Raw genomic sequence first — 19,452 nt, 5'->3', positions numbered from 1 at the left:
TAATACTATGTTTTTAATGTTTATTGTATACGACAATGCGGTTGATGAGGAGATAGTAGAAATCGTCAAAAAAAATGCTGATGGATATACAAAATTTTTAGGTGTTCAGGGAGAGGGACATGGAGAACCCCATCTTGGCAGTCATATATGGCCATCTATTAATAACTGTATGATGGTGGCGATTGAAAACAATAGGGAAAAGAATATCATTGAGGCTACCAAAAAATTGGAAGAGCAGTTCCCGGGGATTGGAATAAAGGTGTTTACTACAAGTCTAAGAAAGGTGAATTAGATAAATTGCCAGCAACTATACAATTTCATCCATATTCATCCTTGTCAAGTAGATGTATAATAGGATTTCTCCATTAGTTAGCAGAAAATTATAACAAAGTTGAAGGTTTATACAAATGTAAATATGATATCAAAACTCTCCAAGCTTCTGGAAGAGGGTGATAGAGCAACTGTGAATATTTGATTCACTAGTGTCCAAGTCTTTTGAAGCTAGCCCTTGCTAGTGTCAATGAATAAACACTATCAGCCCCTGAGGACATCAGAATTCTTGCGCATTCATTTATTGTTGCACCAGTAGTAAAGATATCATCAACAAGGAGTATCTTTTCACCATTCAGTATATTTGATTTTTTCATCTCATATCTGTCCAGTATATTCAAGAAACGATCCCTAAATCCAAGATCCTTTTGTGTTTTAGAGTATATCTTTTCCTTTAATAATGTGTAAAATTTTATATTTAATCTATCTGCCAACTCCCTTGCAACTAGTTCTGATTGGTTGAATCCCCTTTTCCATTTCTTTCTACTATTCATTGGAACAGCTGTTAGTATATCAAAATGATCCCTATGTTTCACAATATGAGGGAATGACAATCTGCATAATTGTTTATACAATCTTATCTTCTTATTAAATTTATAATTATGTAATATCTCTTTCATTACTCCTGTATACTCCGCTATTACAATGTTCTTTGTTATATAAAACCTCCTATCTGAGCAGATAGCGCATATCCCATTTATTACAACTCCAGAGCATACCTCACACCTCTCATCTAATAATACAATCCTACTAAAACAGATTTCACATAAATGGTTTTGCTGAAATGGTATCACCTTATTGCAGCAAATACACCTTGAAGGGAATAGGAAATCAACTGTTGAATAAAAGATGTCAGACAATAGGGAATTCATTAAAGGTTATTTTCTGTATCTGGTTGGATCAGGGACCTTTGCCTCTTCAAAACCCTTTTTTCTAATGAGACAGCTATCACACTCTCCACAGGATGATTCATCTGAATATGGGTCATAACAACTGTGGGTAAGTGAATAATCCACACCAAGATCTATACCAAATTTTATTATCTCACATTTTTTAAGATGAATCAAGGGTGCATGTATAGTAAACCTGTCATTCAATACCCCTGCCTTTGTTCCTTTATTTGCCATATTCTCAAAGGCCATAATGAACTCAGGTCTGCAGTCGGGATATCCACTATAGTCAATGGAGTTAACGCCAATGAAGATATCTCTTGAATTGATCGATTCAGCATATGCCAAAGCGTATGATAAAAAAATAATATTTCTAGCAGGTACATAGGTTGAAGGGATGCCATTTAATGATGAAACATCGCGATTTTTTGGAATCTCAATTTCTGATTCGGATGATAGAGCAGAGGAGTTAAAAATATAAGATGGTATATCAATTATTACATTTTTTTTTATCTTAAAGAATTGCTGCAGCCGCCTAGCAAATACAATCTCTATACTATGCTTTTGACCATAATCAAAGGTAATTGGGAATACCTCAAAACCATCACGAATAGCTATAGCTGCAACAGTCGCAGAATCAATGCCGCCGCTTAATAAAATTACTGCCCTTTTCTTGAACATGATCAACTACTCAAGATATTACAATCTTCATGAAATATATTATAGAAGTATAAACTAAAATTTTTCATTATTAAACCTATAATAGAATTATTCACTGATTGCTATCATTTTACTTCCAACATCGCTATTAAAGTTATAAACAACACTTATAAGCGATCATAAAGTATAAAATTGATTAGTCTTGCAACAAAATATCCACCAGGAAGCAGGAAAAATGGAATTGTAATCAGAAACACCCACAACTCTCTAATCAATACAATATCCTTCTTAAAAACCTTTTTCCCGAAAATATTATAATGATAAAATTCACGATCCCGCCTTCTTTTATAGAGATTTACAATAATTAACATTTGATAATAAAGAGCCACACCCATAATTAAGCCTGATAAAATCCAAAATATAAATGTATAATTAAGAGTGCCGGTAAAAAACAGATCAAGATGAATCTGAATATAAATGATGAGGGTATAAATTACATTCCAAATTATTATGCCTATTAATAATCTCTTACGTTTATTATCCTTATGGAGCAAATCTTGAACTAGTATATATAATGACAGGGCAATTGTTATCTCTAAAAGCATTATTTGTGAGTAAAGATAGATCAATTTATCCACCCGGTGTATTATTTCTATTAATGACTAGCCTTTTCTATCTTTGATAAAATATCTTCCCTATCCCCACTGGGAATAATCAACAAATAAAGATGTATTCTTTAGGTAAGTTTAGGGCTAATGAATATATTTTCTCATCCTGATGTTGATTAATACTCCAATAGATATCATTGACATCACAAGATTTGAACCGCCATAGGAGACAAAGCATAGGGGGAGACCAGTAACCGGCATTATACCAATCGTCATGCCAATATTGATAACAATATGAAAAAAGAAAATTGAGGTTATGCCGCTTGCCAATAAAGCCCCAAATTTATCCTTTGCGTCTAGTGATATCTGAATACCCCTAAAGACAATTATTGAAAGAAGTATTATCAACACCAAGCCTCCAATAAAACCCCATTCTTCGGAAACAACAGAAAATATAAAATCCGAGGTCTTTTCTGGAAGAAATCCTAATTGGGATTGACTCCCATTTAGAAACCCCTTTCCAGAAACACCTCCAGACCCTATTGCTATTTTTGATTGAATTATATTATATCCAGAACCATGAGGATCAAGGTCAGGATTAAGAAAAACCATGATCCTCTTCTTTTGATACACCTTTAAAAATTTTTGAATTATGACAGAGAAATACAATCCAAAGGAAAAGACAAATGAGGGTATATAAATATTTCTATAATACTTCTTTACAAAGAAGAAATGTAAAATATACGCTATTATAGCAATAACTAATAAGATACTAGAGACTTGAAATATTAGGGTAATATCTTTAAAAAAGTCTAGAAGCAAATTTGAGCTATTTACACCAACCCATTCTCTGTATGTCAATATCATTGGAACAACCAATGCTATTATGGCAATGCCAATTATCGATAAAAGGTGATACACATCAGCCCCACCTAAAAAGAGGAGGGTAAAGAGAAGGGGAATGAATATCATAGCTGTGCCAAAATCAGGCTGCATAATGATGGTGAAAATTGGGATTAAAGTAAGCAACGAAGGAATAAGTAGTTCTCTTAGGTTTCTTATATCCCTTTCTCGCAGTTCAATATACTTTCCAAGAAGGATGACTAAACTCAATTTCATAAATTCGGAAGGCTGAATTGAAAAGAAACCGAAATTGAGCCAGGCTCTAGCATTCCTTATGGGTTCCCCAAAAATTGTTGTAAATATTAATACTATAAGTACTGTGATATATATATAGGGTGAGTAATCTCCTAATAATTGATAATTTAAAAAAGAAATTGCTATCATCAGTGAAAATCCGATGATAAACCACAACAACTGTTTTTTATAAATACCATTATTAACCTTTTCAATTGGATCAAAACCAGCGCTGTATATTGTTAAGGTCCCTATAAATACAATTAGAATCACTGCAAATACAAGTATATAATCTATCTGATATTCATTCTTTTTAAACATCAAAATATCCCAATGATACAAGCCTTAAAAATATTTTTTCCGCTATTGGAACAGCCCACACCGCACCCGTAATACCGTGTTCTACTAATACAGCCACAACAATTGATCTCTCCTTATCTCCACCATATGGAGCATAACCCACAAACCAGGCATGCTGTGTTGAGTCATCTTTTCGCCTTGAACGAGTTTGTGCTGTACCGGTTTTCCCAGCAATTGGAATCTTAATGTACTTAAGTCTCCTGGCTGTACCCTTTCTAACAGCCAACCTCATTCCATGCTTGATTGTATTACTGGTTAATGGCGAGAGGGGTATCTCTCTAATTTGTTTCGGAGAAGATCTCATAATAACCTTTTGGTTATCAAATGTACGTATTTCTTTCATGATATGAGGTTTGTAAATTACCCCATTATTTATGACACCTGAAACAAAATTTGCCATACCAAGAATAGTAACACTGACAAAGCCCTGCCCTATTGATAGGTTAAGTGTATCTCCATCAAACCATGGTTGCCCAAAGGTTTTTAGTTTCCATTTTTTGGATGGTATAAAGCCGCTTATTTCGCCAGGAATGTCAATACCAGTTTCTTCACCAAGTCCAAAATAATCTGCATATTTGAGAATAATGGATGGGCCAATTAAATATCCTAGCTGATAGAAGTAGACACTGCATGATTCTGAAATGGCTTCATGCATATCTAAAATACCATGAGGCTTATGACAGTAAAAATTTCTATCAACATAACCCTGAAGTGTATATTTACCAGGACAAAAGAGGGTATGTTTTGCTTTCCATTTTTCTTCCTCAAGCGCTGCTATAGCTGTAATTAATTTATAGGTTGAAGCAGGTGGATACCTTGACTGAATAGCTCTATTTATAAAGGGTTTATCTGTATTATTGCTCAATTCCCTAATTGTACCATTGTTATTACCCAATATTAATAAATTCGGATCAAAATCGGGTTTACTAATCAAAGCGATTATTTCTCCTGTTGTAGGCTTTATTACAATGATAGCTCCTCTCCGATTCTTCATCGCTTCATAAGCGACCTTCTGGATCTCGTAATCGATAGTTAATACTATATTATTACCTGTTACAGGGGATGAACCTACCTCCTCTCCTTCAATTCTGTTTTTTACATCTACAATTCTCCTTATATAGCCATCAATCCCTCTCAGCATCTCATCATATTCTTTTTCAACACCCGTCTTTCCTATTTTATGATAATGTTTATACCCCTTTCCCCTTAATCTTCTGTATTCTCCACTGCTAATGTATCCGATGTAGCCAATTACATGCGAAAACATCTCTTTATAGCTATATACCCTCACAGGCACTGCTTCCCATTCGATGTTAGGAAATCTATTTTGATGCGATGCTATCTTAACAATTACGTTAAAATCAATATCTTCCTTTATTGCTACCCTCTCCCATCTTTTTTTACTATTAATATTATCAATTACCTCCTCATTTGAGATATCAAGAAGATGAGATAGGTTATTAAAGGTTCTGTTTAATTCATCCTCTGTTTTAAACCTTGAAGGTATTGTTGTTAAATTAAATGATGGTCTGTTGGTTACTAAAGTTACATTATCACTGTCTGATTTAAAATTCCTATCATATATCTCCCCCCTTGAAGCAGGGATTGGTATACTATTTTCCATATTCATCTTTGATTTTAATTTATAATCCCTACCGTGGATCAATTGAAGATTTATCAACTGAAGTAATAAAACTAAAAACAGAATTAAAGCAATCGTTAGGAAATAATACATCCTTTGCCGAAAGACTTCCAGCATCTGCATCTTTATGGAGGTCTTCTCCATATCCTAATATTCCTCCTTTGACAGATCCTCTCTAAAAATCTTATCAAATAAATAAAAAAGAAAAGGAGCTAATATTGCATTGTATAATGATTCTGGTAAAATTATATGCCAAACAGTGGACAATGAACCCGTTGTAAAAAGATAACATAGTAGTAGTGTTATCAATCCTTTTGCAATAGTTGAAAATAGAATCATCATCGAAATGCTTAATATATTCTTTCTCAAAATAGATCTGCCAAACATTCCGACAATGAGTCCCAAGGCAACCTTAGGTAAAGTGAGGAGTCCTAATGGAGAGTTGGAAACAGCATCATGAAGTATTCCACAAATAAATCCAGTTACTACACCATAGAAGGGACCAAAGTTATAAGCGAGATATATTACTATAATAAAGGTTAGATCTGGTTTTATTCCTACAATTCTCAAAACATCAAAAGATGAATGCCCCTGAATCAAAAGAGAAGTAATAATAAGTGCAAGTATATATAGATATGTGACAATCATCTTCTGTTCATATCAATCAATTCTAATAATTCTTCATTGGGTTCTTTTTTTACTACAAATACTTCCTCTAACCGAGTATAGTCTATTGTTGGTTTTACAGCCACTCTCTGAAAAGCGCTTGACCCCTTTAATAATGATTTTTTTACCACCCCGACCAAAAGACCAGATGGGAAGATTCCACCCTGCCCAGATGTAATTACAATATCACCAAGTTCAATTGAAGCTGACTTGTTAATATAATCCATAATGCAAAGATTTGAACTTTGAGAAAATCCAGACAACAGACCCGGGAAACGACTCCCTTTAAACATTACTCCCAATTTCATATTAGTTGAAATAATTGGCAGTACCCTTGCCACACTTCTTCTTACTTCAATGACCTTCCCAACAACTGCTTTTTTTTCACCACTAAAGGATATTATTGGCATATTTATTTTAATACCATCAGTCGAACCTCTATTAATTATAATAGTTCTGAACCAGTTATCAGGATCCTTTGAAATTATTGTGGCAGGAAGAGACTCATATTGAATACGCTCCTGCAATTGAAGTAGTATACGGAACCTCTTGTTCTCTTTTTGTATTTCAGTCAACTCCTCGGTTAGAGCTTCATACCTTTGAAGCTTATTTCTCACCCTGAGCAATTCATCCTGGACATCATCGAGTTCAGTAAAACCAGCCCATAACATATGTATCCCCTTTTGTATTGCATGATAACCTTTTTGGAATGGAGTCATCAATACATTACATACTCCTTCTAAAGACTTTGTAAGGGTGGAGGATTGAATGGATAACGACACAATACAAAAGAGGGTAATTATTATAAAAATTATGATAATCTTATGTTTTGTAATAAATTCCACTCTATCACTGGTAAACGTATTATTTGATTAATTAGTAAATATTTGTGAGAGACTTTAAGTAATAGTTGGAGAGGTAGATATCTATTCAAGAATAAAGCAAATAGATCTATTTCAAATTCACCCTGTAGAGATTTTTAATTTCTTCAAGGAATTTTCCAGCTCCAAGAACAACACAGGTTAGTGGATTTTCTGCTTTAATTACTGGTACTCCTGTCTCCTTACTGATGTACTTTTCAAGGCCCTTAAGCAACGATCCACCCCCTGTCATTACGATTCCTCTTTCTACAATATCAGCGGCTAATTCCGGTGGTGTTTGCTCAAGAGCATGCTTAATCGCCTCCAATATCTGCTCAACTGGTTCTTTTATAGCCTTCCTGACCTCTGAAGAGTCTATTTCTAGGGTTCTAGGCAAACCGGATATGGCATCTCTCCCCTTTATTTCCATTGTTAAGACCTTCTTCTCTGGAAATGCATTACCCAACATAAATTTAACTTCTTCAGCCATTTTTTCACCCAGTATTAGATTATATTGGGTTCGTAAATATTTAATAATAGATTCATCAAACTCATCACCAGCCACCCTAATTGAATTTGTCACCACCATGCCACCAAGGGATATAATAGCAATCTCTGTGGTTCCACCTCCTATATCCACTACCATATGACCTGCAGGTTCATGAATAGGCATATTTGCGCCAATTGCTGCTGCTAAAGCCTCTTCAATTAAAAAAATCTCCCTAGCCCCTGCCTGTTCGGCGGATTCCCTTACCGCCCTTTTCTCAACTTCAGTGATACTCGAGGGCACTCCAATCACAACCCTTGGTCTAACTAACGCCCTTCTCTTATGTACCTTGGTAATAAAATATCTAATCATCTTTTCAACAGTCTCGAAATCGGCTATTACTCCATCCTTCATCGGTCTAATCGCAACAATATCTCCAGGTGTTCTCCCCAACATCCTCTTCGCCTCTTGACCAACGGCCAAGACCTTTCCAGTGCCGGTTTGCATAGCAACAACAGATGGCTCACTTAATACTATACCCTGCCCCTTTACATGAACTAAAGTATTAGCTGTACCTAAATCAATTCCCATATCATTTGAGAACAGACTATATAATGAACTAAATATCATACAATCACCTATACATAATTATAATAATGTCACATCTCACTTTGAATAAAATGTGAAATACTTGCTTGCATATTTTAAGGAGGCTCAGTATATACCATCCTCTAATTGATTCAAGGCATAGTATTCTCAAAAAATTTCCCTATAATCTGTTTACTCCATACAACTCCAATAAACATACCATTGCAATAAATTTATAATAAAAAAGCATCTTATTATAAAAACATAATATTGTTTTATAGTATTATCACTCTATTTCATGATAATAAACGATAAGGGATACAGATTACTGGTAAAATTAATGAGATAGAAGAGAAGGTATCTTCACATTAATCCTAAAAGCCTCTTTGCCTCAACGTTTGATTGATCAGATGCCAAAACCTCACCCCAGATAGCCCTGGCTTTGATCCTGTCTCCAAGTGCAGAATAGTTTTTACCAATCCATATTTTTAAAGAATCATCTCTTTTATCAATTTGTGAGGCATTATAGAAATGGGATAATGATTCTTGATAAAGGGACTGGTTGAAGTAAATTTTTCCAAGGTTTATATGAACTATTTTTATTATCTCATTATCTGATGACTTGTCAAGGACACGCTTGTAATCTAATATTGAACTAGTATATCTCTTAGCAATCTTATTTACAGTAGCAATGAAAAGTAGATCCCTTAAACTATCTGAAAGACTGCATCTATTGAATAATAATTCCAGCCCTTCCTTCTCCCTTCCATTATATACACAAATAATGGAACAGAATTTAATATCCTCTTCTTTGCATAATGGGTTACTTAACTCAATTTTTGAAGTAATCTTATATATCTCGCTAATGTTATTAAAACCTGTATAGAAACAGGCCTTGGCTAAAATTATTAAACTCTCTATATCTTCATCTCTGTTGCAAAGGGCTATCCCCTTCTTGATATCCTTTATAGCTTTTGTGAATTCCGATAAAGCTCTAGTATCTATTTGATCCATGCTATCACGTATCAAGATATCAGAGAAGCTGCCATTCAAATATGTCTCACCTAATTGAAAATGCACCCTGCCTGACAAGAAAAAATCCTTTGCAGATACTATATTCTTCTCTTTATTTCCAGTACATATCTTGCGAAGTTCTATTAACCTATTTCTTCTGAATGCTCTATCAAAATTATCAATGCCTTTTATTTCATGAAGAAGCTTATTGTATGAATATTCCCAAAAAAGAATGTAATGATTATACCTTTGCACAATATAAACAGCACAAAATATTGCTATTAATATAATTGTCAGCCTATAAATTCGTTTGTTTTTTTTATTTGACTTGTATCTATAATACACCTTGGCTTATATCCTTAAAGAATATTTTTAATGCTTTGCTCTAGTTCATGTTTGAATGTCATCCCCTCTTCAAATAGGAACAACCTCACAACTTCACTCCCTTTAATAAACAGAGCAATAAAACTATCCCCACTTTTGATATCTTCAATTTGGTGAAAGTCAAATCTGAAAAATTTTTTATCAATGAAAAAATTGATTCCATCACCCTTGATTTCAATACGTCCCTTTCCGATCCTTCTCAATTTTGAATATTCATTTAGAGTAGGATCAATTATTGATATATTATTTTCATAATCAAGAACGTTGGAAGTATCCTCATAAAGATAAGCTTGACTTCCATCTTCTATAAAATCATCCGATGCCTCTTCTTCCAGAGACTCAATTTTTGTATCATCTATTGATTCTTGAGATTTAATAAAAGCAGCGCCAACATCTTCATCTTCCGGGATATCTGATAAATTTAAAAAATCATTATCAATTTTACTCAATTCATCAGTGGTCAGGCTGTAATCCGGAATGTCAATGTCCTCATCTGTAAAATCATTTTCGGGGATATATTCTCTATATCTGGCTTGTATTTGATCTATAGATTCTGCTTTTTCTATATCATAAGGTGGAGACTCAAAAGTTTCAACGATTTTTTCATCATTCGGAGATGTATCTAATGATGTATCATATTGGGGACTAATGAAAAGAGAATATATAAATAAAAACAATCCTGATGTAACCAATAAAATTGATAAATATAGCATTATGCTTAAATTATGATTCCTTATACTATTAGTTTTATATAATATATATCGGTATCGTAATAATTCATCTTGTTTTTTTATTTCTAAGAGAAGTAATAATGAACTTAATTGTGTACTATACTTTATGTCTCATAATAATAAATCAAGTACTTTCATATTTTTTTATCAAATCATATATTATGGTTTGATTTTACAGGGGATGTCAAGAATTTTTTAATCCCTCATATATGATTAGCCTAAATGTTTGTAACGCTTCAATGAAAATGAAAATTTTTAATTAAATTTTTTTTTGGAGGGGCTTCTTCTCTAAGTAATCTAAATAATTCTTTATTCCAAGCATGGGAAAGTTGGATCAAGTCCAAAGATCATTAACCTTTCTATACTATGATAATGAAACACCATAGGTGCCACAACTGACAAATCATCAATATCCCTCCATTTTACCCTATGTATATCTAAGGGGATATCCCATATCCCCTTACCATCTTCATTAGAATCATAAGCAATCCAATAGGACATGGCAATCTCATCAACAAAGGGGTCGTCTTTGATGTTATTGAAAGATGAAACATAATCAAACATCAATTTCCAACCCTCATAGAGACGAAGGGGATCATATTTATTCAGGATTATCATGCCTGTGCTTCGATGAATAGGCAATTTTCTAAAACCAAAAAAATTACTCAGCATTATTAGATCATTGCAAATACTGCCTTTTCGATTACGATAGTCTGAGGAATGTGAAATTATCTTTGTTGAAAATCCAAGAAGGGCTTCATCCATCATTTCGAATATAGGATACATATCCCGAAAGACAATGGTATCTGTATCCATATAGATTATACGATGGCTTTCAAATTTCTGTTTAAAGCAATTGAGTTTTCCACCACTCCAGCACCATGGTATGGGCTTCTCATCAGGAATTAGAATGATTCTCGAGTCTGGACAATGCCTCTCGACATAATAAAGCCAGAGTTCGGTTTGTTCTGCATTCCAATCTACTGTGATGATATCATATTTTGACATTCTCTATCTATATCATTAAGTACTTTTACAACAACTATATCATAATCATAGAAATGTAAAATTATCTTCCAATCAATCGTAAGTGGAAGTCATCGCACTGTATATCAGTCCTTCATCATTTTTGCCATTAAGCTAAAAAGTTCAACCACATTGAGTGAGGAGTCGTCACTTCCGAACTCACGGTACAGCGTGGCCACATTTACAACAATACGTTCTTTCTCACCCCAGGAGGCATATTTACCAAGGTCAATATCCATGGCTGCCTCGACTGCACTCATCCCATTATCATAACGCATACGTGCCTCTGTTTCGACGTATTCCCAATATTCCCTGACCGACTCTACACCCCTTTTATTCGTAATGGGACCATGTCCAGGCACGATAAATTCAACATCCATATCAAGCATCATATCACAAGCTCGAATCCAATTTGCCACTGGCCCACTCCACATTATAGGTGTACCACCAATAAAGAGTATATCCCCAGCGAAAATTGTTTTATCATCTGGGATGTATACAATGACATCCCCTCTTGTGTGACAAGGCCCAACCTCAATAAGGATGACCTCCTTATCAATAATACTCAAATTCAAACGTCTCTCAAAGGTGCGTGTAGGAGGGGTCATTGTAATGCCTTCAAAATTAAAGGGTTTGAAGCAGCGAAGGAAGAATTCTCCGAGTTCACCCATATTCGACGCTTCTTTAGCTATTTCGGCAAGAACCTGAGGCGGGGTTTCAACCATCTCTTCAGCACAGGCTTTAGATGATATTATCTCTGCATTCTTGACAAGCTCATTCCCATAAAAATGATCCCCATTAGCATGAGTTATTATTAGGGTATCAATTCGATCCGCTGCCTTTGTCACCCGTCTCATCTCTCTCAGCATTTCACGGGTAAGATCAAGATCAAATAGGGTATCAACCAGCAAAGAAACATCATTATCAACGATCAATCCAGCATTGCTCCATCCCCAGCCACCATCTGGCTGAAGATATGCATATATATCTTTGCCAATTTTATGTATACCCTTTGAATAATTCTGCTTCTCCATCTGCCCTTCCTTTTGAATGTAAAATATTTGTAGCCCCAAACAGAGGCCTTCTATCTCTATGAATCCTCATTTATCTGGATATACATTCAGGTTTATATTCATGTCTCTTTCAAGTAAAACCTTGAAAGGAATCGCTCTCCTAATATGAAGGATCACTACTCACTCTTCTCATTTATAATATTAAAAAATATATAACATTGATATTAGGTAAATAATTATGTTTACTTGTACAAATGTCAATCTAAAAGACTAGATACTTATGTAAAGAGATGAATCGGATAGATCAAATCATATTCTCTTTAGATTGATATTTTATGTCTTATTGAAATGTATCTTATCTGAATCCTCTCAAATTGAGAGGGCAAGAAAAGTGCTTGCAAAATCGCTATATTCAATTAATTATAGGAATCATTCTTAGTGTATAATACTTCATTTATTGATAAATCATAGCCTTTTCGATTAAATCCATCAATAGCAAAATAATGATTATGACATTCAGCTAATGATAGCAATTTGTATTATACCCAAATTTGTCTGTGGAGAGAGACTATTAGATGATCAAAAAAGAGCATGAAAAACACATCCTTTGTATTGGAGCAGGATATGTAGGTGGACCTACTATGGCTATGATAGCAGCCAAATGCCCTCAATATAAATTAACAGTAGTTGATGTAAACACAAAAAAAATTCAAGCATGGCAAACCGATGATCTTCCAATATATGAACCTGGACTCTTAGATATTGTTAAAAGGGTGAGAGGGAAAAATCTATTTTTTTCTCCGGAGGTTGATGAAAATATAGAGAAGGCTGATATCATTTTTGTTTCTGTCAACACCCCTACTAAGACTTTTGGAGAGGGTGCAGGCAAAAGCGCGGACCTACAATATTGGGAGAAAACAGCAAGAAATATCGTAAAATCATCAAAATCAGATAAAATAATTGTTGAAAAAAGCACTCTCCCGGTTCGGACTGCAAGCGCGATGGAACGAATTCTGAATTCAAATGAAAAAAATATCCACTTTGAGGTTGTTTCAAACCCTGAGTTTCTTGCCGAAGGGACAGCAATCGCTAATTTAGAAAATCCCGACAGGGTATTGATTGGTTCCCAAGAAACTGATAGAGGACGGATGGCACGCAATGAAATTGTAAAAATATATGCAAATTGGGTGCCTAGAGAGCGAATCATTACTAGCAATATTTGGAGTTCAGAACTCTCCAAACTAGTCGCAAATGCCTTCCTAGCACAACGAATCTCTTCAATAAATAGCGTATCTGCTCTATGTGAAAAAACCGAAGCGGATATCAAAGAAGTAGCTAATGCAGTTGGGAAGGACAGCAGAATAGGGAGTAAATTTATCAATGCAAGTGTTGGTTTTGGTGGCTCCTGTTTTAAAAAAGATATACTTAATTTAGTCTATATTTGTGAATCTTACGGATTATATGAAGTCGCAGAATACTGGGAAAACGTCGTAAAAATCAATGAATATCAAGAGAGGCGGTTTGTTCAAAATATAAACAAATCGCTTTTCAACACAATTGCCAATAAACGCATTGCCTTATATGGATTTGCCTTTAAAGCAAATACTGGAGATACTCGTGAATCACCAGGTATCTATATTGCTAAAAGGCTATTGGAGGAACAGGCTCAGGTTGTGATCACAGACCCTAAGGCCTTGGAAAACGCTAAACAGGATTTAAAAGGATTCAATAACAATCTTGAATTTGAAATTGATCCCTATAAAGCTGCAATGAATACACATGCAATAGCAATTATTACCGAATGGGATCTATATAAGACTTTAGATTATGAAAAGATTTTCCAGAATATGGTCAAACCTCCCTTTATCTTTGATGGACGAAACATATTAGATCATCAAACATTATTTGATATTGGATTTAATGTTTATCCCATTGGAAAATCTGCATTAACGCATTTTTAATCTTTAACCAATAAAAATTACAAAAAATTCTTTTACTACCTAAAATCAGCATTAACAATTACAGATAGAGTCTAGGGACAAATCTAAACCAAGATGTAGGCACTAAGACTTAGTTCAAAATTATTTGAACCCAATTAATCCAATGTTACTTTTCCAAGATTGATATCACTATACATGTTTCTGCTTATCAAGAGGTGATTCAAATAGCCTTAGACGAAGGATTATAGTTACTCAGGATCGAAAATTAATGAAAGCTGAATCCATACTCCCTATATGGGAAGAGACACTACAATGATTCTTTGTTTAATTCTCCATGTAAGGGCAAAGCTCAACTTTCAACGTGTATCCATCCAATCTCATCCTCTAAGGCGTGATAACCTACAATTCATATTCATCAAGCAATCTTGCCACAGGGATGATATCCAGGTAGACACACCCATTCAAAGAGTTGCTTGAAAGTAGTATATTGACGGACTCTATAACCTCGATGATTGGCTATAGATTGAATAATATTGAGATTGAAACAAATGATCGAGAATATCAATAACGAATTACTCAATTTTATAAACGATCCCAGACTAATCTTAAAAAAAACAACACCCTTTGAAGTCGGGAAAATCACTCCCTTATCTGATAACGATTGGGATGATGAGAGCAGAAGAGAACATTTGATACTCTGCAAATTATGCAGTAACATAATCACATCACCCGATAATTGCATTGTAATAAACGGGAAACATCAACATACCTTCAAAAATCCTGTAGGATATACATATCAAATTGGATGCTTTATCAATGCAAAGGGTTGTATAATAACAGGAGAACCCACAACTGATTTTACTTGGTTCTCCGGCTTTTCTTGGTGCTATGCAATATGTTCAATCTGTCATATTCATCTAGGATGGTATTATCAATCGAAGATTAGCAGCTTTTACGGTTTAATCCTGAATCATCTAATTGAAAATGTATAATCGAAAAAATCAATTAAAGCATTTTGCTCATTCATTAAGAGAGTGTTTTTCATTATGCCAACACCCTAGTGAAATAGACTGAATGACCTAACAGCTGAGACATAAGTTTTGATTGAAACCCTAAAACTGCAATTTCATCAGAGTCTTCAACAGTGAGGTAGAGCATAATCCCTCGTCTTTGAAAGTAAATATTTTATAAAAATTTAAAAAAAATTCTTGATATATTATTTAATTTTTAAAAAAAATACCCAACTTTATTTGATCAGTAAATTAGCTATAAGAAGGTGGTGGAAACTCACAGACATTATTACATTACACATTGATCATCCCAAATTCAATTACATCAAGCTGAATCATATACATTATAGTGGTTTTGAACTCTCTATAATAAATCATGTGGTACTAGCTATAATCTGAAATACAGGTATATATATTAATGAATAATGTCTTATGTAAAATTATCATAAAGGGGTAAATGCCATGGAGGGTCTTGGTACACATGTAATAGCTGAACTCTTCAACTGTAATGAATCATATATAAACAACTCGAAAAAGGTTGAGGAGGTTATGTTGATTGCTGCGAACCTATCCATGGCCAATGTAGTTAAACACTATTTTCATAAGTTTTCACCCTACGGAGTTAGCGGGGTAGTAGTAATTGCAGAGTCCCATTTTACGATACACACTTGGCCAGAGTATGGTTATGTTGCAGTGGACATTTTTACCTGCGGAGAATTTGACTATCAGTCAGCCCTTGATTATATTAAAAGAGAGTTAGAAACTGAAAAATGCTCAATATTCCAGTTTGAAAGAGGAATCATACCTGAAATCAAGAGAAGAAAGATATCTGTAACATAGTTTTGCCCCACCATAAAGGGATTAATATCCAGCAGATTCTATTTTCTCGAGCATTGACCGTAAATGTTTGCGCTATTATTTATATCTGGTTAAGGTTATAAGTTTGTGTTTCCGATTCTTTTGCATCCTCATTCTAAAGTGAAGTAGCACCTATGGAGGTAAAATGCAAACCGCATTAAAGAGAGAAGACTTTCATAAAATAATCCCATCAAGCGACCAATTTTATCAACACGGCGCATGGGGGTTGTATAGCAGTGTTGATATACACAATTGCGATTATGGCATTATTCGAGATGAAGAATCCATTAGACAGTATGTAATACAACTATGTGAACTCTTAGAGATGAAACGCTTCAATGAGGCTCAGGTGGTTCACTTTGGGAAGGAGGAGAAGGTTGCAGGATTCTCTATGGTCCAGCTTATTGAGACTTCATTAATATCTGGTCACTTTGTTAATCATACCAATGCCGCCTATATTGATGTATTTAGTTGTAAATACTATGACCCCGAACTCATTGCTCATTTTTCATTGAGTTATTTTAAAGGAAGTGACTATTCTGTTAATGTAATACTCAGGAAATAACAAAATTGATATAGTATATAATCATAGAAATTATAATGCGAATAATCGAGATCAAGGATAGATGATATGCCTGTTGAATCCTCTCTATGGTTTGAAGAGATATATGAAATTGAATCCGGAAGAACCATCAAAATTAAGATAAATAATATATTAGAAAAATACGATTCGAAAATACAGAGAATAGAGATTTATGAGACAAAGCCATTCGGAAGAATGCTTGTTCTTGATGGTGTAATAATGTGCACAGAATGGGATGAATATGCATATCATGAGATGATAACACACGTTCCCATGTTTGTACATCCAAAACCAGAGTCAGTTTTAGTTATTGGTGGGGGAGATGGTGGAACAGCACGAGAGATATTAAAGCATCCGAATGTTAAAAGAGTAGATATATGTGAGATCGATGAAGATGTAATCAGATTATCAAAAAAACATCTTCCTTCCATGGCTTCCTCCTTTAATGATGAGAGAGTAAACATCTATTATGAAGATGGTTATAATTTCGTAAAGGGGAGGGAAAACTGTTATGATATAGTAATTGTAGATTCCTCAGATCCCATCGGGCCTGCTAAAATACTTTTTTCTGAAGAATTCTACTCTTATCTGAAAAGGATATTAAAAGAGGATGGTATAGCAGTTACTCAATCAGAATCATTTTATTATGATGCTGATCTGGTTGAGGAAATAACTGGATATGCTAAAAAATATTTTCAGATTCCCTCCTATTATTATACACTTGTTCCAACATACCCCAGTGGGATGATTGGCTTTTCATTTTGCTCTAAAAGATATCATCACCTGGAAGATTTTAATGAAGAGCGGGTCGCCCATATTCAACCTACCCTAAAATATTATAACTCAAACATTCATAAGGGTTCTTTTGCATTGCCAAGTTTTATTCACAATCGAATTAGCATGTGAATTAAAAAATTCCCAATATTTGATCGATGGAAATCCCTTCATACTATCCAGAGTTATTAAAATTTGAATTACAAGCTGTTCTATTTCTAAATATAAATATTAACACCATAACCATTATCTTCACATTATTCCCAAAAAAATTGACACCAATATTGATATGACCAATAGAATTAGCAACTCTTGAAAATCAATTATGCTAATCTAAAAAATAACTTGACTATTATACTTTATGACAATTAAGATATAATACTTATTACACTTGTTTCAGCATCATATCAGTGCTAAATACACTATTATCTTCAACCTATACCATTTCAGATTATTGCAGCATAACAGAAAATCAATTAAGTCTTTACTCAATGATCATCTGAACTACTATTATGAATTCAAAGATTTTAGCTGATACCATTAATAATCCAAAGATAACAAAGGAGATATGCAATATGATAATTAAAAAAATATTATTTTCAGTACTTATACTATCTACAGGCTTCTTAATCTATTGCGGTGGGAAATCACAGATAAAAAGGGAACAATCACAAAGGGATGAGATGAGGGGACAGGCGACCGGTTATGCTACGATCTATGACAATGATAAAGCCTTAGCCAGGGACAGAGCCATAGATGATGCCATGAATAAACTGGTCAAGAAGGTGTTGGGAACCACAGTTCAGGGAAGATCAGTAGTGGAAGATTTTGTACTCATTGAATCAATAGTAGAGGCAAAATCGACAGGTATGGTTCGCGACTGGTCAATCATAAAGGAGGGCGCAGATCAAGGCGCTTTTGTTGTCACCCTTGAGGGGGAAGTATATCCACAGGCTGTAAATGATACCATAGAATCGACCCTGCGAAATTATGGAAGACCTAAATTTATGGTGTTGGTTAAAGAGACCTTTGAGGGCAAACAGAATATGCCTGGTTTTACTGTAACTGAACTCACCATGATGGAGATAATGGGTAATGCGGGTTTCGAGTTTGTTGATGCAGAGATGACCCAACAATTACTCAAAAGAGAGAAGAGCAAGATGCAGCAAGCCATAAAAGGCAATGTTGGAGGCAATGTTCAGAATCTCCTATTAGACGACTTGGGAGCGGAGGTAATCATTATTGGGCGATCAAAGACTATGGATCAGTCCCATGCTATAAGTGGAATATCAAAGAACATGAAATCCAAACAGGCAATACTAAACTTAAAGTCAATTGATGTTTATACAGGAAGAATTCTTGCTAGCACAAGCGCTAATTCTCCAGGCATACACATAGATGGATCCACAGCCTCAAAAATTGCAATTCAGAGGTGCCTTCAAAGAATATTAGGCAAGGTTGATGAGGAGACTGGCAAATTCAAATCCGGATCCTTTATGAATCAGATCACTAAAAAATTTCTACGCGCTGCTACTCAGAGAATGATTATGATGAATATATCTGGTCTTAACTATAAAGACTTTACAAAGTTCAGAAATCAGATTCAACATAGAATAAGGGGTATTAAGAAGGTCTATTCAAGGGGACAGAGCGGAAAATACGCAAAGATTGAGGTTGAATTTGCCGGCAAGACAACTGATCTATCCGATGAACTTTCAGCAAAGGCAGAAAATCTTGGATTTGAAATTGAGATTAAAGAGACTTTTCCCAATAGAATAATGCTTGTAGCAAAGAAAAAGCAATAACCCTACACATAACCAACCCCTTGGGATAGCCTATTTTCTAATCTATAGATTAACGCTAAAAAGATGCTGATCCTTTCATAAGTCAA

At 34.5% G+C, this 19,452-nt stretch carries 18 protein-coding genes and 1 pseudogene; 7 read left to right on the top strand and 12 right to left on the bottom strand.

The genetic code is table 11. The annotated features are described in order from the left end of the window. The first annotated feature begins 7 nt into the window (after positions 1-7). On the top strand, positions 8-292 hold the full coding sequence (locus SVZ03_15715) for a hypothetical protein (protein ID MDY6935655.1): 285 nt from the start codon (positions 8-10) through the stop codon (positions 290-292). Positions 293-479: 187 nt separating this feature from the next. Here the strand turns inward: SVZ03_15715 and SVZ03_15710 are convergent, their stop codons facing one another. From SVZ03_15710 to SVZ03_15655, 12 genes are all read right to left on the bottom strand, one after another. Continuing rightward, complete coding sequence (locus tag SVZ03_15710; GenBank protein ID MDY6935654.1) at positions 480-1,202, bottom strand: ComF family protein; 723 nt, start codon at positions 1,200-1,202, stop codon at positions 480-482. A gap of 6 nt (positions 1,203-1,208) precedes the next feature. After that, positions 1,209-1,901 carry a 7-cyano-7-deazaguanine synthase QueC gene (gene queC, locus SVZ03_15705; protein ID MDY6935653.1) on the bottom strand — a complete coding sequence of 231 codons (693 nt, stop codon included), beginning with the start codon at positions 1,899-1,901 and terminating at the stop codon, positions 1,209-1,211. Positions 1,902-2,047: 146 nt separating this feature from the next. Next, positions 2,048-2,509 carry a hypothetical protein gene (locus SVZ03_15700; protein MDY6935652.1) on the bottom strand — a complete coding sequence of 154 codons (462 nt, stop codon included), beginning with the start codon at positions 2,507-2,509 and terminating at the stop codon, positions 2,048-2,050. A 123-nt stretch (positions 2,510-2,632) separates the two neighbouring features. Then, entirely contained in the window at positions 2,633-3,946 is a 1,314-nt protein-coding gene (gene rodA / locus SVZ03_15695) for a rod shape-determining protein RodA (GenBank protein MDY6935651.1), read from the bottom strand. Continuing rightward, a complete protein-coding gene (gene mrdA / locus SVZ03_15690; GenBank protein MDY6935650.1) occupies positions 3,939-5,771 on the bottom strand; it encodes a penicillin-binding protein 2 in 1,833 nt (610 codons plus the stop codon). Before mrdA ends, rodA begins: the two co-directional genes overlap by 8 nt. 3 nt (positions 5,772-5,774) lie before the next feature. After that, positions 5,775-6,275 (bottom strand): rod shape-determining protein MreD, encoded by a 501-nt coding sequence (mreD, locus tag SVZ03_15685; protein ID MDY6935649.1) that lies wholly within the window; start codon positions 6,273-6,275, stop codon positions 5,775-5,777. Further along, positions 6,272-7,138, bottom strand: a complete 867-nt coding sequence (gene mreC / locus SVZ03_15680) for a rod shape-determining protein MreC (GenBank protein MDY6935648.1) — start codon at positions 7,136-7,138, stop codon at positions 6,272-6,274. The genes mreD and mreC overlap by 4 nt, the downstream gene beginning before the upstream one ends. Positions 7,139-7,244: 106 nt before the next feature. Then, positions 7,245-8,270 carry a rod shape-determining protein gene (locus SVZ03_15675; protein ID MDY6935647.1) on the bottom strand — a complete coding sequence of 342 codons (1,026 nt, stop codon included), beginning with the start codon at positions 8,268-8,270 and terminating at the stop codon, positions 7,245-7,247. 321 nt (positions 8,271-8,591) lie between these two features. Further along, entirely contained in the window at positions 8,592-9,242 is a 651-nt protein-coding gene (locus tag SVZ03_15670; protein MDY6935646.1) for a hypothetical protein, read from the bottom strand. A 359-nt stretch (positions 9,243-9,601) separates the two neighbouring features. Beyond that, on the bottom strand, positions 9,602-10,303 hold the full coding sequence (locus SVZ03_15665; GenBank protein MDY6935645.1) for a hypothetical protein: 702 nt from the start codon (positions 10,301-10,303) through the stop codon (positions 9,602-9,604). Between the two features lie 363 nt (positions 10,304-10,666). After that, positions 10,667-11,365 (bottom strand): hypothetical protein, encoded by a 699-nt coding sequence (locus tag SVZ03_15660; protein ID MDY6935644.1) that lies wholly within the window; start codon positions 11,363-11,365, stop codon positions 10,667-10,669. A gap of 104 nt (positions 11,366-11,469) precedes the next feature. Beyond that, the gene (locus SVZ03_15655) at positions 11,470-12,417 is read right to left on the bottom strand and encodes an MBL fold metallo-hydrolase (protein MDY6935643.1); all 948 of its coding nucleotides are present in this window, start codon (positions 12,415-12,417) and stop codon (positions 11,470-11,472) included. A 554-nt stretch (positions 12,418-12,971) separates the two neighbouring features. Between SVZ03_15655 and SVZ03_15650 the strand changes: the two genes are divergently transcribed. From SVZ03_15650 to SVZ03_15625, 6 genes and pseudogenes are all read left to right on the top strand, one after another. Then, positions 12,972-14,357 (top strand): nucleotide sugar dehydrogenase, encoded by a 1,386-nt coding sequence (locus SVZ03_15650; GenBank protein MDY6935642.1) that lies wholly within the window; start codon positions 12,972-12,974, stop codon positions 14,355-14,357. A gap of 527 nt (positions 14,358-14,884) precedes the next feature. Next, positions 14,885-15,328, top strand: coding sequence for a cereblon family protein (locus SVZ03_15645; protein ID MDY6935641.1), 444 nt, complete (start codon positions 14,885-14,887; stop codon positions 15,326-15,328). Between the two features lie 480 nt (positions 15,329-15,808). Beyond that, on the top strand, positions 15,809-16,186 hold the full coding sequence (gene speD / locus SVZ03_15640) for an adenosylmethionine decarboxylase (GenBank protein MDY6935640.1): 378 nt from the start codon (positions 15,809-15,811) through the stop codon (positions 16,184-16,186). 232 nt (positions 16,187-16,418) lie between these two features. After that, positions 16,419-16,769 (top strand): annotated as a pseudogene (locus SVZ03_15635) (S-adenosylmethionine decarboxylase). Between the two features lie 66 nt (positions 16,770-16,835). Continuing rightward, positions 16,836-17,693: a polyamine aminopropyltransferase gene (gene speE, locus SVZ03_15630; protein MDY6935639.1), complete on the top strand. Its 858-nt coding sequence runs from the start codon at positions 16,836-16,838 to the stop codon at positions 17,691-17,693. Between the two features lie 443 nt (positions 17,694-18,136). After that, the gene (locus SVZ03_15625; GenBank protein MDY6935638.1) at positions 18,137-19,366 is read left to right on the top strand and encodes a hypothetical protein; all 1,230 of its coding nucleotides are present in this window, start codon (positions 18,137-18,139) and stop codon (positions 19,364-19,366) included. Positions 19,367-19,452 lie beyond the last annotated feature (86 nt).

This window comes from Spirochaetota bacterium, assembly GCA_034190085.1.
In the GTDB taxonomy this organism is placed as follows: Bacteria; Spirochaetota; UBA4802; order UBA4802; family JAFGDQ01; genus JAXHTS01.
This window is presented reverse-complemented; position numbering and strand designations above follow the sequence as displayed.